Origin of the sequence: Bradyrhizobium sp. B097, assembly GCF_038957035.1 — a bacterium.
In the GTDB taxonomy this organism is placed as follows: domain Bacteria; phylum Pseudomonadota; class Alphaproteobacteria; order Rhizobiales; family Xanthobacteraceae; genus Bradyrhizobium.
Genome location: NZ_CP152412.1, coordinates 7,623,930 through 7,639,244 on the forward strand (window position 1 = coordinate 7,623,930; position 15,315 = coordinate 7,639,244).

The following is a 15,315-nucleotide window of genomic DNA, read 5'->3' on the forward strand; positions in this document are numbered from 1 at the left end:
CAAATCCTCAAGGACATCAGCCGCCAATATCACGTCCCGCCCCCAGGGCGGAAGCAGCCAGCGGCTGGTCGGCCCCTCGCCAGCGCTGACAACTCCGTTATGGAGGACCCTGGTCTTGTCGGGATCTGCTCTCGTCAGGACCTGCGCGACCCGCTACCCGACAGCTCCGACGCCTTCATCTCGGCGACCCGGATGACGTCCAGCGGCGCCCAGGGCTTGGACCAGAACAGGGTGCCGTCAGGCAGGCGCTGCCGCAGCGGCTTGCCCGAGGTCACGATCACATCGAGATTGGGGCTGTATTGCTTCGCGACATGAGCGAGCTCGACGCCGGTCATGTTTCCGGCCAGCTCGACATCGGTCAACATCAGCACGACGTTGTCGCCGTTGCTCCGCAGCACCAATTCTGCGGCCTCCGCGCTCGCGCAGGAGATGACCTCGAATTCGCTCTCCTCGAGCAGCAATTCGATCATCTCGCGCTGCATCGGGTCGTCTTCGACAACCAGGGCCTTCGCACGACAGGGTCTCGATTGTCCCATGGCTGGGCCTCCCTTGGATTGAATGCCTCGGTTTGAGAAGTGTGACGAGGGTCAAACACCTGGGCGCTGGATAGTTCGGTTCCAATCTGAGAAAATTGGGGAGTCCCGCCGTGTTCCTCACGGCTCCCACCCCTCGTTGAGATGGAGCTGACCTGACATGACCGCGATCTCTGGATCAGCCGCCGCCGTAACCGGGGCCGCCAGCGGCATCGGCCGCGCGCTCGCGAATGAACTGGCGCTGCGCGGTTGCGATCTGGCGATCGCCGACCGCGACGAGGCCGGCCTACAGGCCGCCGCCGCCGAGATCGCCAAGGCCAACCAGTCCAAGGCGAGCCCGCGCAAGGTCACGGTGCATCGCCTCGATGTCAGCGAGCCTGGGCAGATCACGGCATTTGCCGAGGCCGCCGGCGCCGCCCATCCCGGGCTCAACATCGTCGTCAACAATGCCGGCGTCGCGCTGCTCGGCCAGTTCGAGGAGATCGAGCAGGCGCAGATGGAGTGGCTGTTCAACATCAATTTCTGGGCCGTGGTGCACGGCAGCCGCGCCTTCCTGCCGCTGCTTTCGCGGCAGCGCGAGGCGCATATCGTCAACATCTCCTCGATCTTCGGCATCCTCGCGCCGCCCGGCCAGAGTGCTTACTGCGCGGCCAAGTTCGCGGTGCGCGGCTTCTCGGAGAGCCTGCGCCACGAGCTTGCGGTGGCGAACAGCCCGGTCCGGCTTTCCGTCGTGCATCCCGGCGGCGTCGCCACCAACATCGCGCGCAACTCGCGCACCGGCGCCGGCATCACCGACAATGCCCGCCGCTCCGAAGCGACCGAGCGTTTCGACGCACTGGCCAAGACCACGCCGACCGCAGCCGCGCAGCGCATCATCGCCGGCATCGAGAAGAACCAGCCGCGCATCCTGATCGGCAAGGACGCCCGCTTCATGGACCTGCTGCAACGCTTCCGTCCTGCGACCTACTGGAGGGTGATGCAGCGGCTGATGGAGAAGACCACGGCGCGCCGGCCGGCGCGCGAGGCGGCGAGGGCCGGTTGAATGTGCGGCGTCGCGGGGTGAGGCGTTGCAGCGCAGACGCGGCACACACCCGTCGTCCCGGCGAAGTCATCCGACCCGTCATCCTGAGGTGCGAGCGGAGCGAGCCTCGAAGGATGCACGGCCCGACCGGTGGCCGTCGACCCTTCGAGACGGCCGCTGCGCGGCCTCCTCAGGGTGACGGTGATTCATCTTCAACGCTGTGCTAATCCGCCCAACGCATACCTTACCCTTCCAGCTGCTTCTTCACCCCAAGCGCCAGCCGGAACAGCGGATCGCTTCGCTCCGACGGATAGAGCGCGCTCTTCGTCACCTGCGGGAAATTGTCGTTCTTCCAGAACGACGCCGGCGCGAACGAGAATTTTGCGACCAGCCGCCGGCCGAAATCCATCTCGTAGGGGAAATAGTTTTCCCTCTCATCGGTGCCGGATACTTCAGGATATTCGCCGAGCAGATAGCCCTCCTGGATATGCGGCCGCACCGCCGCCGGCGGGCAGACGCTGGAGAGCCGCACGATCTGCAGGCCGGCCTCGGCGCTCGCCGTGATCGCGCCGCTGAGGTTCGGCACGCCGAGCACATAGAGGAATGCGGTGCCGGTCTCCGCCAGCGAGGCAAAGGAGGCTGCGATCCGGATCGAATGGGTGACGTCGAGCAGCGGCGTGGTGCAAACCTCGTAATGCTGCAGGATCGACCAGCGCAGGATGCGATGCCGTTTCAGCCGTTCCAGCCCGAGCAGCTTTGCTTTGGCGTATTCCGCAATCAGGATCTGCTCGGCGCGGGCCAGCGCCGCGAACCGCGACGCCAGCGTCGCACGGTCCGGATTGCCGCGGCCGGCCCGGAACAGCGTCGGCTTCAGCGACGAGTTGCGCTTGACGTTCCTGAAATCGGCGCCCTGGCCGCGAAACAGCAGCACATGGTCACGGTTGAGGAATTGCAACTCGGCGATCTTGGTCGCGAGCTCGAGATAGGAGCCGACGCGATGGCCCGGCCCCTCCCGCACCGCCGCGTTCTTCGCGATCTGGCATCCGCGGCGGTCGAAGAACGACCAGATTTTTTGGCTGCCGATCGTTTCCATAGCCCCCACACTCTCAACTCGTCATTCTCGATGCGCAATTGCGCATCTGAGGGGCTCGCGAAGCGAGAGCCCGGAATCCATTTCTCAGCACATTATGCGGCCCAATGGATTCCGGGCTCGCGCTACGCGCGCCCCGGAATGACGGGTGGAGATGGCCGCGGCTTCGTCCTCACCGCCCTACGAGCTGATCGGCAAAGTACCCGATGGTCTTGCGATAGATCACCGCCCTGTTCCACTCGCGCATCGCCTCGAAATTGGCGGTGCCTTCGCCGTAGGGCGCGCCCATCTTGAAGCCGCTGGTATGCAGCAGGTTCGCGGTCGAGGCCAGCACGTCGGGCACCGAGTGGCGCAAATCGACATGGCCGTCGCCGTCGAAATCGACGCCATACTTGATGTAGGACGACGGCAGGAACTGGGTCTGCCCGATCTCGCCGGCATAGGCGCCGATCATGTCGTTGAGCCTGAGGTCGCCGCGTTGCAGGATCTTGAGCGCGGCAAGCAGCTCGCCTTGGAACAGGTCAGTGCGGCGGCAATCATGCGCCAGCGTGGCGAGCACGCGGAACACCGGCAGCTTGCCCATGTCGCCCTTGCCGAAATCGGTCTCCAGTCCCCAGATCGCGACCAGGATCTGGCGCGGCACGCCGTATTGCTGCTCGATCTTCGAGAGCAGCGCGGCGTGACGCTGCAACATGGCGCGGCCGCCATTGATGCGCCCGGCGCCGACGCGGGTTGCGACATACTGCTCGAAGGTCTTGTTGAAGGTGTAGCGCTGCCGCCGGTCGAAGGCGAGCACCCCGCCGTCCTGCTGCACGCCGCCGAGCGCCTGTGAGATCACATCCTGCTGGATGCCGGCACTGGCCGCCTCCTGCGAGAACGACTGGACGAAGGTGGGGAAACTGCCGCCGCAGCGGGCGGCATAAGAGGGGGTGGCAAGCAGCAAGGCGCCGAACACAACCGCCAAACGACACCTGAGCATGCAACAATCCCTCCTGCTTCGAATGGCCGATCATGCCACGGAGCAAACGAGGCAGTCAAAGCGTCGGCACCGCCACTTGACCTCTCACGGACTCGGCGTCGCCCCGGGCTTGCCGGTGAACTTGGCGATCCAGGACATGTTCTCGGTCGCGAGGATGTTCTCGCATTCGTTGACGAAGTCCGACCATGACGGGCGCGGCCGATTGGTGCAGTCCTCGAGCCGCCGCGCCGTGGCACGATAGGTGGTGACCAGGAAATCGTAGCGCGAGGCTTCGACATGGGCGAGCACAGCGCCGCCGAGCGTGGTCAGCACGGCCGTGAAGGCGACAATGTCGAACGGAACACCGGCTATCACAGGCTTGGCTTCCACGCCGGCAACCGCGGTAAGCAGGGTTGCCAGTGCGGCGAGCGCGAATTCGACGTGCCGCAGGCGCGATGCAATGACCTGATAGCGGGCGGCCCGCTTCGTGAACCAGCCGATATGCCCCTGCACGCGCTGCGTGATGTATTGCTGCTGTTGCAGGCCCTGGCGGGGCAGCGATCCCTGCCCCGTGGCCTGGACCAGCTGCGGCAGCAGGTCCTCGCCATCGGCCTCGATCTTTCGACCCTCGTCGTCAAGCAAGGCGTCCGCCTTGGCCGCGTCGTCATAGGGGGCTGCGCTGGCGGCAAAGCGATAGGCCTCCCGCTTCAGACGCTCCGAGATCGCGCGCGCACGCACCCAGGACGAGATGCGGTCGGCGCCGAGCAGACGTTGGGTGAAGAAGGTCGCGATGGCGAGGCTCACGGCGCCTGCGATCGCAACCGTGCTGCGCGGCGCGGTCGTGTTGTCCGGCAGCTGGCTGGCCACCGCGGCCAGCACCGCACCGAGCGACGACAGGGCGAACACCGACCAGCGCGCCCGGTCGATGGTCGATTTCAGCTGGTTTGCGGTCTCTGACCACTGCGCCTGGCGGTCCGCAATCGTGTCCAATATGGCCATCGCAAATATCCTCGAGCAACGCGCAAATGATTTCAGGACAACATCGGCTCCAGCGGCATGATCACAAAACAGGTCTTGGAATAATCGATATTCATGCTCGTTTTCAAATATCGTCGAGCAATTCAAAGGATCATTCTTATCCAATTGCAACCTTTGGTCAAGACAACCGGAGCACGAAATCCTGACGCGCGGACGACGCCGATTGGCGGCCCGCGCCGGTCGAGCCGGCCGCCGTGTATCGGAACAGCACACAGGGAGTGTGGCGGAAGCTCAGTCCCTGAGCTGCCGCTCCAGATCGACGAAGTCGATCTCCGCCCAGCGCTCGGAGATCTTGCCGTCGTGAATCCGCCAGAACGTCATGCCGCGGAATTCGACGTGGCGGCCGGTCGGGGCAATGCCGCGCCACGGGCTGCGGTGCCGGCCGCGCCAGACGAAGCGGCCGGCGACGATGTCGCGCTCGGCCACCAGGCATTCCGCCACCGCCGAGAGATCGGCAAAGGTCTCGTGCATGGCCGTCGCATGCGCGATCACTTCCTCCGCGCTCATCCGCTTGCCGGCGGCATGGTCGAAGAAGTCGGACGCCAGCTGCGCGCGGATCGCATCGGGATCGAGCTGATTGGTCTTGGCGTCGTAATGCGCGAGCACCAGCGCCTTGTTGGCGTCGAGGGTGGCGTTGGACATCGGCGGGGCGCCTTCGATCAAAGGAAAAGTTGCAGAAAAGGAAGGATGCGCCTCATACGCGAATCGGACGGGACGGTGCAAGTGACGATGGTCAGAAAAAACCGACGCTTTCGACCCGCGCGCGTTTCCATTGCGAAGCGAAAGGCGGTCGCCCGGAAACCGCGCCGACCTGGGCGCGGGCTGCCGCTCTCGGAGCCCGCCCGATGCGGACGGCACAACCAGCGGCATGCCGGCGGTAACATCATCCGATGGCTTGACCATGCCAGTGGCATGCAAGCGGCGGCGCGCGGCATCCGGCGGCGCATGGCCAGGAGCAATTCGGGGCGCGACGCATGAACGCCACAGGCATCGGCTGCGACCAAGAAGCACGAATTCGGCTCGCCGGTTCCGCGCCACGTGCAACCGGCCGCCGTGTCTTGTTCATGCAAAGGCGCGCCGCTAAAGCGTCGTGAGCCTGTTGCGACGAAGCCGTCATTTGCGGGGAACGCGTTTCGATGACGGACGATACGATGAGGATGCGCCATCGATGACGATCACCGGGGGTCTCGCACGCGCGCGCAGGATAGCCGCATCGCTCAGTATCATCCTCGTGTTCGGCGCTGTTCTGATCGGACCGATCGAGATCGCCGCAGCGCAGAACTCCCCCGCCAAGCGCATGCCGGCGCAAGGCGCAGGCGGCACACAGGCGATCGGCGCGCAGATGAAGAACGCCATCGCGCTGACGCGCGGCGGCAAGATCGACGCGGGCTATGCACAGCTGCTTGCAGCGCTGGATGCGACAGACAGACTCGACGACGCACAATTCGTCATGGAGCAGTATTTCGACGCGACCGCCGCGCTGCGCGCGGTCAAGCGCGACGATCTGGCCGAAAAACTGTTCATCCGCGCGTTCAAGGGCAAGGCGGCGGCGCAATCGCCGCCCGGCAATGCCGACGTGCTCCTGATGTACGCGATCCTCATATCCGACCACGCCAGGATCGCGGAAGCAGTCCCGCTCTACATGAAAGCGATCGCGGCCTTCAACGCCTATTGGGGCGAGGGCTCCGAGGAATCGCTGATCGCCAACGACAAGCTCGCGGTCGCGCTGTCGGCTAACGGCTCGGCGGCGTCGGCGACCAATCTCGGCCGGCACAATTTCGAGCTCTCCGAGAAAGCGCTGGGGCCCGACCATCGCACCACCTGGAAGCTCGCCAACAACTATGCCGACATGCTGCGCGAGATCGGCGCGCCGGCGAAGACGCTCGAACTCGATCTGTTCGCGATCGAGAAGCGCGCCAGGCACTACGGCGAGAACCATCTCAACACGCTGGTGACGGTCAACAACGCCGGACAGGATTTTCTCAATCTCGGCCGTTTCGACGACGCCCGCCGCTATTTCCGCCGTCATCGCGCGATCGCGACCGTGCTCGCGCCGAAGGATCCGAGCTTCGCCGGCCAGGCCGATGCCTGGCTGTTCTACACCGATATGCTCGCCACCGGCGATGCCGCGATGCCGCAAGCCGATCTGGAGCGGCTGGAGGCGATCGTTGCCAACGAGGCGAATTTCGCGGATTTCCTGCGCATCAAGGCAGCTGGGCTGGCGGCCGGCAAGCGCGAGCAGCGCGGCGAGCGAGATGCGGGCATGCGGCTGCGCGAGACGGCGCTTGCGATTTCGACCCGCGCCTTCACCGCGCAGCATCCGCTCAGCTTCGAGATCAAACTCGGCATCGCGACAGCCTTGATCGCAACCGATCCGAACCGCGCCGCGCGCGCGTTCACCGCGCTCGACCGCGAGATGTTCGACTGGATGAAGCGCGAGGTCGGCACATCAGGCGATCGCGCCGTCGCGGAAGCGATCCGCGCCCATGCCGACCATCTGCTGTTTGCGTTCGGCCGCTTCGCCACCTCCGCCGGGTCATCGGTGGCGCAGCCGGCCTTTGCCGCCGCGGTGCTGCGCTGGAAGACGCTCGGCGGCGGCGATGCCACCGCGCTGCGCCAGCTCGAGACGCAGATGGCGGGCAAGGACGAGGAGACCGCGGCGCTGCTGCGCGCGGCGCTGCGGCTCAACGGCGAGAAGCAGGAGCTGTTCTCGTCGGGCAATATCGACGACTGGGCGAGATCCGTGTGGCAGCGGCAGGACGCGGCCGAGAAGGCGCTGAACAAGCGGCTCGACGCGATCGGCGCGAAGCTGCCGCAGGACCCGATCCGCCCCTCGCAGCTGCTCGCACATGACGAAGCCGTCATCAACTATTTCATCACGCGGCAATGGAAGGCGGATCGCCAGTCCAAGGAGCCGCTGTCCGCAACCGTGCTCTACGCCATCGTCGAGACCGCGACGAGCGAGCCCCGCGTGGTCGATCTCGGCGATCCCGGCCGGATGGTCGACACCGGCGTGCGGACCGAGATCGCGCGGCTGCGTACGACGCAGGCCGCCGCGCCGGATCGCGACGCCAAGACGGCAGGCAACAAGACAGCAGACAACAAGGCGCCCGACGACAAGGCGCTCGACAGCAAAGGCCGCTTCCAGAACCTCCGCGCGCGGCTGTTCGCGCCGCTGGAGCCTGCCCTGAAGGACAAGACCACGCTCTATGTGGTGCCGGACGGCTTCCTGTTTGCCGTGCCGTTCTCGCTGCTGCCCGGCGCCGACGGCGGCCTGCTGGAGGACCGCACCACGGTCCGGATGCTGACCAGCCCCGACGCGCTGATCGCAATCCATGTGCGCGAGAGGCTCGACCGGACGGGCGCGATGCTGCTCGCCGGCGGCATCGAATACGGCCAGCCGGGGCCGATGCCGCTGCCCGGCACGAAGACCGAGATCGAGGCGATCGCCAAGCTCGCCCGCGCGCGCAGCGCGCCGGTCGAGATGCTGACTGGGCGCGGCGTCAGCGAAACTGTGCTGCGCGAGGCGATCGGCAAGGCCCGCATCGCGCATCTGGCGACGCACGGCTTCTATCACGACAGCACGGCGTCCGGCCTCGATACGCTCTGGCAGAGCGGCATCGTGCTGTCCGGTGCCGGCGACAGCCGATGGCCGCTGCGCGACGAGAAGGACGGCTATCTCTATGCCTTCGAAGTGATGGACTGGGACCTGTCCGGCCTCGACCTGCTGGTGCTCTCGGCCTGCGAGACCGGCCGCGGCGACGAGAGTTTTGTCAGCGGCCTGCGCGGCCTGCCGACCGCGCTCGGCATCGCCGGCGCCCGCCGTGCGCTGCTGACGCTGTGGCCGGTCGCCGACGAGGGCACCGCGAACTTCACCGTGCGCTTTTATGAGCACCTGGCGGAGGGCCTGACCTATTCGGATGCGCTGCGCCAGACCCGGCGCGATGCGCGCGACGGCAAGGTCGCGGGCGCCAGGGACGCGAGCGTGTGGGCGGCGTTCGTGCTGTTCGAGGGCTAAGGCACGCCCCGCCTTGCGCAAGGGCCGTACGCCGCCGAATCGTGCAGGGCAGATCGGCACGGGGGGCAGGTAATTTGCTTTGACAGCGGCGGCCTGATCGGGGACAAGCCGCCCATGCCGAAAAAACCCGGGACCAATCCCAAAGGCGAATTTGCCTTCTTCAACGTCTTCTATGAAGACGGCTCGCAGCGTTCCAACCGCCGCGTGCCATCGGAGCTGCTGGGCGGGCTGGACGGCGACGAGCCGGCGCGCGCCTTCCTGCGCGAGCAGGACCGCGAGATCGCCGAAAAGGGCGGCCGGCCGCCGCTCGAGATCAAGACCATCGAGCGCGTCGGCGCGAAGAAGAAGTAGCGGCGTCGCCTTCGCATTGATCAACAGCGAGCGCGCTGCTCACGCCTGCAACGAACAGCGGAGCAAGCGGTACCCCTCTCCCCGCCCCTCCCCCGCAAGGGGGGAGGGAGCCCTTCCGCCAGTGCTTCACTCACATTGTGACTGTCATACAACGCGCGTTGTGGCGCGATGTGCCGTTGTGACGCGATGGCAAGATTGGTGGTCAACGTCAGGTGACCACACTCGTCAGGCTCCCTCCCCCCTTGTGGGGGAGGGTGGGGAGAGGGGTGGCCCCGGGCGCTGGCGTTGAGAATTTGCGAGATCTCTACAAATCAAAACGGCGGGCCTTTGCCCGCCGTTTTTGTTCCGATGGATGCCCGGGTCAAGCCCGGGCATGACGACCGAATTAGTTATCCAGGAAGCTCCGCAGCTTCCGCGACCGTGACGGGTGCTTCAGCTTGCGCAGCGCCTTGGCTTCGATCTGGCGGATGCGCTCTCTCGTCACCGAGAACTGCTGGCCGACTTCTTCCAGCGTGTGGTCGGTGTTCATGCCGATGCCGAAGCGCATGCGCAGCACGCGCTCCTCGCGCGGGGTGAGCGAGGCCAGTACCCGCGTCGTGGTTTCGCGCAGGTTCGATTGGATCGCCGCATCGATCGGCAGGATCGCGTTCTTGTCCTCGATGAAATCGCCGAGATGCGAATCCTCCTCGTCACCGACCGGGGTTTCGAGCGACAGCGGCTCCTTGGCGATCTTGAGGACCTTGCGGACCTTCTCCAAGGGCATGCCGAGCTTCTCGGCGAGCTCTTCCGGGGTCGGCTCGCGGCCGATCTCGTTCAGCATCTGGCGCGAGGTGCGGACGATCTTGTTGATCGTCTCGATCATGTGCACGGGGATGCGGATGGTGCGGGCCTGGTCGGCGATCGAGCGGGTGATCGCCTGCCGGATCCACCAGGTCGCGTAGGTCGAGAACTTGTAGCCGCGGCGATATTCGAACTTATCGACCGCCTTCATCAGGCCGATATTGCCTTCCTGGATCAGGTCGAGGAATTGCAGGCCGCGGTTGGTGTACTTCTTGGCGATCGAGATCACGAGACGGAGGTTGGCTTCCACCATCTCCTTCTTGGCCTGACGGGCCTCGCGCTCGCCCTTCTGCACGCCGTGCACGATCTTGCGGAATTCGCCGATCTCGAGCCCGGTGAGCGCCGCCAGCGACTGGATCTCGTGGCGCAGGTCCTTGATGCGGTCCTTCTCGTGATGGACGAAGTTCTTCCAGCCCTTGGCCGACAGCTTGGAGACGCGGTTGAGCCAGCGCGGATCGAGCTCCGAGCCCTGGTAGTTGCGCAGGAAATCCTCGCGCGCGACGCCGTGGCTGTCGCCGAGGCGCAGCAGGCGGCCCTCGAACGAGACCAGCTTCTTGTTGATGTCGTAGAGCTGCTCGACCAGTGAATCGATGCGGGCCTGGTTGAGGCGTAGCGACTTCACCTCGACGATGATCTCGTCCTTCAGCTTCTTGTACTTGCGCTCCTGCGAGGGCGACAGCGACTCGCTCTGCAGCTGGTTGGCGATGTCCTGCTCCTGCAGGCGGCGCAGCTTCTTGTACTCGGATGCGATCTTGTCGAAGGTCTCGACCACCTTCGGCTTCAGCTCGGCCTCGATGGCGGCGAGCGACATCTGGTTCTCGAACTCGTCGTCGTCCATGTCGGACTCGGCGGCGGCTTCGGCCGGATCCTTCTCCTCAACGCCGGCTTCGCCACCGGCGGGCGCGGCGCGGAACGGGGTCGGCGCCGGCGGCGCTGCCGGCGGCGCGACATGGGCCGGCGCGCCGGCCTGCACGTCGCCGCCATTGCCTTCAGCAGCGGCGCCCTCGGCGCCGTTGTTGCCGATCAGGTTCGGATTGATGCCGCCCTTCGACTCAGGGCCCGCATAGGTGGCTTCGAGATCGATGATGTCGCGAAGGAAGATCTTTCCTTCGTTGAGCTCGTCGCGCCAGATGATGATGGCCTGGAAGGTCAGCGGGCTTTCGCAGAGGCCCGCGATCATCGCCTCGCGGCCGGCCTCGATGCGTTTTGCAATGGCGATTTCGCCCTCGCGGGAGAGCAATTCCACCGTGCCCATCTCGCGCAGATACATGCGCACGGGATCGTCGGTGCGCTCGCCGGGCTCCGACTTCTTGACCTCGGTGACGGCCTTCTGCGTGACCTCGACGAGCTCGTTGTCGGTCTCGTCGTCGCCGTCGTCCTTCTCGTCCTCGCCTTCGCTATCATCCGCCTCGGTGACGTTGATGCCCATGTCTGACAGCATCGACATGATGTCTTCGATCTGTTCGGGCGAGGTCGTGTCGGAGGGCAGCACTTCGTTGAGCTGATCGAAGGTCACGAAGCCGCGCTTCTTGGCCTGCTTGATCATCTTCTTCACCGCGGCATCCGACAGGTCGAGCAACGGCGACGGCGCGTCAGCGGCATCCTTCTCGGGAGCATCCGCTGCCTTGTCGTCTTTTTCCTTGTCCTTAACCTGCAGCGTCTTTGCCTTGGTGGCCATTCACTAAGCTCCCGAAACGCGGTCATGCAGAATGGCGCCACGCACGCGCATCCGCACGAAATCTAGATTTACTCTCTCGACGCACAAAGGGCGGCGCAAAATCTCGCCACCCCTCTGATCCGTCTCGACGGTTTCCATCTTGAAATAGCCGCGAGGCTATTAAGTTTCGCTTAACCCTGTTTTTGCAGCCAAACCATGGATTTGGCGAGTCTTTTTGCGGGTTCGGCCAGCGCCGTCCGCAGCATTTTTGTTATCAGACATTACGCTGGAACCGGCCCGATAATTCGCCGAACCCTTCAATCAGGGCTTCGGTCCCATCGGCTTCTGCCATCCGGGCCTGGATATCCTGCAACCATGCCAGATTGGCCTCGCTGGAGTCTTCAGCCAAGGCGGCTTCCGCATCTTTTCTTTCCCTAAGTAAGGCGTGGGTTTTCTGATGCAAGGCAACGAGTTGACGCCAAGTCGATAAAACATCCTCGCGCGCCGCGCCGATCTGCGCCCCCCACACCGCCTGGGTTGTGATCACCCGCTCAACCCTTTGAAGTATCTGCGATAATCCGCCCGCCTCGAGGTCGGCGCGCATCTTCTCGGCCTGCTCCTCGACATCAGGAGAGTGGTGATGGTCGTGGGCAAAGGCGGCGATTATCGCGGCCCGCAGCTTGTGGGCCTCGGGATGGGCGAGCTCGAGGGCCGCCACCTCCTCGAGATGGTCGTGCAGCAGCCAGGGGTGATTGATCAGGGATTGCAGGATCAGCGCCTCGCGGCTCGAGATCGCGCTGCGCTGGCCGCGCATGATCGGGCTGTTGGCCAGTTGCTGGCTCGCGGCCTGATAGGGGCCCCGTGAAAACCCGGGGATGCCGCCGCCCTTGGCGCCGAACCGGCTGCCCTGACCCGGGCCGCGGGGGGCAAACTGGCGGGGTGATTCGCCGCCACGTCCACCACCGAAATTGCCCCTGTTGCCGTAGCCGCCGCGGCCGTAACCGCCGCGCCCTCCCTCCGGGGCAAAGTTGCGTTGCAGCCGCTCCTGCAAATCCTGCCGGTAATAGCGCCGCACCACCTCGTCGCGGATGCCGCCCGTGAGCTCGCCGATCCGCGCCTCCAGTGCTGCGCGGCGTTCGGGGGTGTCGAAATTGCCGCCCTCGATCTCGCGCGACCAGATCATTTCAGCGAGCGGCCTCGCGGCGCCGATCACATCCTCGATCGCGCCGCGGCCGCCGGAGCGCGCGAGATCGTCAGGGTCCTGCCCTTCCGGCAGCAGGGCAATGCGCAGGCTCTTTCCCGGCTTGAGCTGGGGCAAGGCAATGTCGGCGGCGCGATAGGCGGCCTTCTGGCCGGCGCGGTCGCCGTCGAAGCAGAGGATCGGCTCGTCGACCATCTTCCAGAGCATCGCCAGCTGGTTCTCGGTCAACGCGGTGCCGAGCGGCGCGACAGCGCCGGGAAAGCCCGAGGTGACCATCGCGATGACGTCGACATAGCCCTCGACGACGATCAGCTGCGCGCCGTCATGCGCGGCCTGGCGCGCGGTGAACAGGTTGTAGAGATTGTCGCCCTTGTGAAACAGCGGGGTTTCCGGCGAGTTCAGATACTTCGCCGGAACGTCCTTCTCCAGCGCGCGGCCGCCGAACGCGATGACGCGGCCGCGGGCATCCGTGATCGGGAACATGACGCGGTCGCGGAAGCGATCGAACGGCACCGGCTTGTCCTCGCCGGACACCAGCAGCCCGGCCTCCACCATGTCCTCGGTCGAGATGCCCTGCGCGCCCAGATGCTCCTTCAGCGCAAAACGATCCGGCGGCGCATAGCCCATCCGGAACTGGAGCTGGGTCGCAGGTGAGATACTGCGGTCGGCGAGATAGCCGCGCGCCTTGGCGCCGTTACGTGAGGCCAGCGTGTCGGCGAAGAACTTTGTCGCCAGTTCCATCACTTCGTGCAGGGTGCGGCGATGCTGCTCGTGGCGCGCCGCATCGGGCGTCACGGCCGGCAGCGGGACACCCGCCATCGCGGCGAGACGTTCCACCGCCTCGGGGAAAGTCACGCCCTCGGTCTTCATCAGGAAGTCGAAGATGTTGCCGTTCAGCCCGGACGAGAAGTCGAACCAGGCCTGCTTCTGATCGTTGACGAAGAACGACGGCGTCTTCTCCTGCTGGAACGGCGACAGCCCCTTCCACTCCCGCCCGGCCTTCTTGAGCTTGACGCGCCGGCCCACGACTTCCGAGACCGGAAGCCGGGCGCGCAGCTCATCGAGGAATTCGGGCGTAAAACGCATCAGGGTGATTCTGGGCTCGGGCGACGAATCGCGGACAACCGGTTAGCCATATAGCGGCACGACCCGGCATGCCGAACAATGTGGGGCTTTTCCGGGCTATTCACAGGCCTGCCTGTCACCGCTCCGTCGAGCGGGCTACCCCCGAATCCACGGTGGAGAGCTTGCACGGCAAGCTTGCCCCCTCCCCGCTTCCGGGATTGGATAGCACCATGTTCACGACATTCAGGGGCGGACAGAGCGGCGGCTGGCAGGTCACGTCCATCACGCGGGTGAAGGGCGAGACGCTGCCGAAGGTCGCGGCGCTGTCGATCGTTGCGAGCGACTCGATCGCGCTGCCGCTGCTGCCGGCGCAGACCTCCTGGCGGCTCGCCGGCGTCGCCAGCTATCTGCGCTATACCGAGAAGGACGAGCGCGAGAAACTTGCCGCCGTGCAGGCCGGGCTCGGCCGCAGCGAGGCAACGCATGCGGCGCTGATCCCGATCAGGAAATCCGCGGCGTGGTGGGAGCTGACGCAGCCGGAGCGCCGCGAGATCTTCGAGGACAAGTCGCACCACATCGCCGGCACCTTGAAATTCCTCCCTGCGATCGCCCGCCAGCTGTTTCACGCCCGCGACCTCGGCATGCCCTTCGACTTCCTGACCTGGTTCGAATTCGCCCCCGAGCATGTCGCCCTGTTCGACGAGCTGGTCGGCATGCTGCGCGCGACCGAGGAGTGGAGCTATGTCGAGCGCGAGGTCGACATCCGCGTAGAGCGGGAAGTGTGACTTCCCCTTCGGTCATTGCCGGGCTTGACCCGGCAATCCATCAAAGAAGGACACTCGCGAAGTGAGATGGATGCCCGGGTCATAGGCGAGCGGAAGCGACGCCGTCCTTCGGACGGCTAAGCCCGGGCATGACGACGTATGCGGCTACACCGGGTGCTAATGCTCCAGAAACTTTCCTGACGCAATCCGCGGCAGCTCGGTGACGGGCCAGTTGTAGAGATAGGTCCACGCCTCGCTCACGCTGCCGTCGGCGCGCGTGACAGCAAGCATCTCGCGGACATATTCGGTCGGCGGCGGAAAGCCCTCGCCGCAGGCTTCGTACATGTCGAATTCGCGCAGCATGGCCTCGCGCTCGCGCAGGCGAAACAATTCGCCGTGCACGATGTCGGCGGGATCGTCGGACGCCACCAGGCCCGGATAATGCTTCACGAGGTAGAGCCGGCCGCGACACTGCGCCGGCCCGAGGAATTCGGCATTGCCTGCGAGCAGCTTGGCCATCGGATGGTCGAAGCCGCGCATCAGCGTGCCGTAGACGAAGAGAAGGTCGGAAATCATGGGTTCAGTTGTCATTTCGGCAGAACGGGGCAGTAAAACTCACAGGCTGCGCCTCACACTCGCTGTCGTCCCTGCGAAAGCAGGGACCCATAACCACAAATCCAAATCGTGGCGCGACGCCAGAACGACGGGTCCCGTCAATGACAGGAGCCGCGGCGTATGGGTCCCTGCTTTCGCAGGGACGACGACGGAAAGCGCTGCAA

The 15,315-nt window shown here is 65.3% G+C and carries 12 protein-coding genes; 4 read left to right on the forward strand and 8 right to left on the reverse strand.

All coding sequences use genetic code 11. From position 1 onward, the window contains the following. Positions 1 to 134 precede the first annotated feature (134 nt). Positions 135 to 536 carry a response regulator gene (locus tag AAFG07_RS34975; protein ID WP_342724229.1) on the reverse strand — a complete coding sequence of 134 codons (402 nt, stop codon included), beginning with the start codon at positions 534 to 536 and terminating at the stop codon, positions 135 to 137. Between the two features lie 157 nt (positions 537 to 693). Between AAFG07_RS34975 and AAFG07_RS34980 the strand changes: the two genes are divergently transcribed. Continuing rightward, positions 694 to 1,575 (forward strand): SDR family NAD(P)-dependent oxidoreductase, encoded by an 882-nt coding sequence (locus tag AAFG07_RS34980; RefSeq protein ID WP_342724230.1) that lies wholly within the window; start codon positions 694 to 696, stop codon positions 1,573 to 1,575. A 223-nt stretch (positions 1,576 to 1,798) separates the two neighbouring features. Here the strand turns inward: AAFG07_RS34980 and AAFG07_RS34985 are convergent, their stop codons facing one another. From AAFG07_RS34985 to AAFG07_RS35000, 4 genes are all read right to left on the reverse strand, one after another. Beyond that, on the reverse strand, positions 1,799 to 2,647 hold the full coding sequence (locus AAFG07_RS34985) for an FRG domain-containing protein (RefSeq protein WP_342724231.1): 849 nt from the start codon (positions 2,645 to 2,647) through the stop codon (positions 1,799 to 1,801). Between the two features lie 169 nt (positions 2,648 to 2,816). Further along, positions 2,817 to 3,623 carry a lytic murein transglycosylase gene (locus AAFG07_RS34990; RefSeq protein WP_342724232.1) on the reverse strand — a complete coding sequence of 269 codons (807 nt, stop codon included), beginning with the start codon at positions 3,621 to 3,623 and terminating at the stop codon, positions 2,817 to 2,819. A gap of 84 nt (positions 3,624 to 3,707) precedes the next feature. Continuing rightward, a complete protein-coding gene (locus AAFG07_RS34995; RefSeq protein WP_342724233.1) occupies positions 3,708 to 4,601 on the reverse strand; it encodes a DUF4231 domain-containing protein in 894 nt (297 codons plus the stop codon). Between the two features lie 270 nt (positions 4,602 to 4,871). Next, complete coding sequence (locus tag AAFG07_RS35000; protein ID WP_342724234.1) at positions 4,872 to 5,282, reverse strand: ester cyclase; 411 nt, start codon at positions 5,280 to 5,282, stop codon at positions 4,872 to 4,874. Between the two features lie 526 nt (positions 5,283 to 5,808). Between AAFG07_RS35000 and AAFG07_RS35005 the strand changes: the two genes are divergently transcribed. Beyond that, entirely contained in the window at positions 5,809 to 8,658 is a 2,850-nt protein-coding gene (locus AAFG07_RS35005; protein WP_342724235.1) for a CHAT domain-containing tetratricopeptide repeat protein, read from the forward strand. Between the two features lie 114 nt (positions 8,659 to 8,772). Beyond that, positions 8,773 to 9,009 (forward strand): hypothetical protein, encoded by a 237-nt coding sequence (locus AAFG07_RS35010; RefSeq protein WP_092124162.1) that lies wholly within the window; start codon positions 8,773 to 8,775, stop codon positions 9,007 to 9,009. Between the two features lie 385 nt (positions 9,010 to 9,394). Here AAFG07_RS35010 and rpoD read toward each other — a convergent pair whose 3' ends face one another. Both rpoD and dnaG read right to left on the reverse strand, forming a co-directional pair. Continuing rightward, entirely contained in the window at positions 9,395 to 11,527 is a 2,133-nt protein-coding gene (rpoD, locus tag AAFG07_RS35015) for an RNA polymerase sigma factor RpoD (RefSeq protein WP_092124161.1), read from the reverse strand. 253 nt (positions 11,528 to 11,780) lie between these two features. Then, the gene (dnaG, locus tag AAFG07_RS35020) at positions 11,781 to 13,793 is read right to left on the reverse strand and encodes a DNA primase (RefSeq protein WP_342724236.1); all 2,013 of its coding nucleotides are present in this window, start codon (positions 13,791 to 13,793) and stop codon (positions 11,781 to 11,783) included. Positions 13,794 to 14,002: 209 nt separating this feature from the next. Here dnaG and AAFG07_RS35025 point away from each other — a divergent pair, with 209 nt between their 5' ends. Further along, positions 14,003 to 14,557: a chlorite dismutase family protein gene (locus tag AAFG07_RS35025; protein ID WP_342724237.1), complete on the forward strand. Its 555-nt coding sequence runs from the start codon at positions 14,003 to 14,005 to the stop codon at positions 14,555 to 14,557. A gap of 156 nt (positions 14,558 to 14,713) precedes the next feature. Here AAFG07_RS35025 and AAFG07_RS35030 read toward each other — a convergent pair whose 3' ends face one another. Next, entirely contained in the window at positions 14,714 to 15,112 is a 399-nt protein-coding gene (locus AAFG07_RS35030) for a gamma-glutamylcyclotransferase family protein (RefSeq protein ID WP_342724238.1), read from the reverse strand. Positions 15,113 to 15,315: the final 203 nt, after the last annotated feature.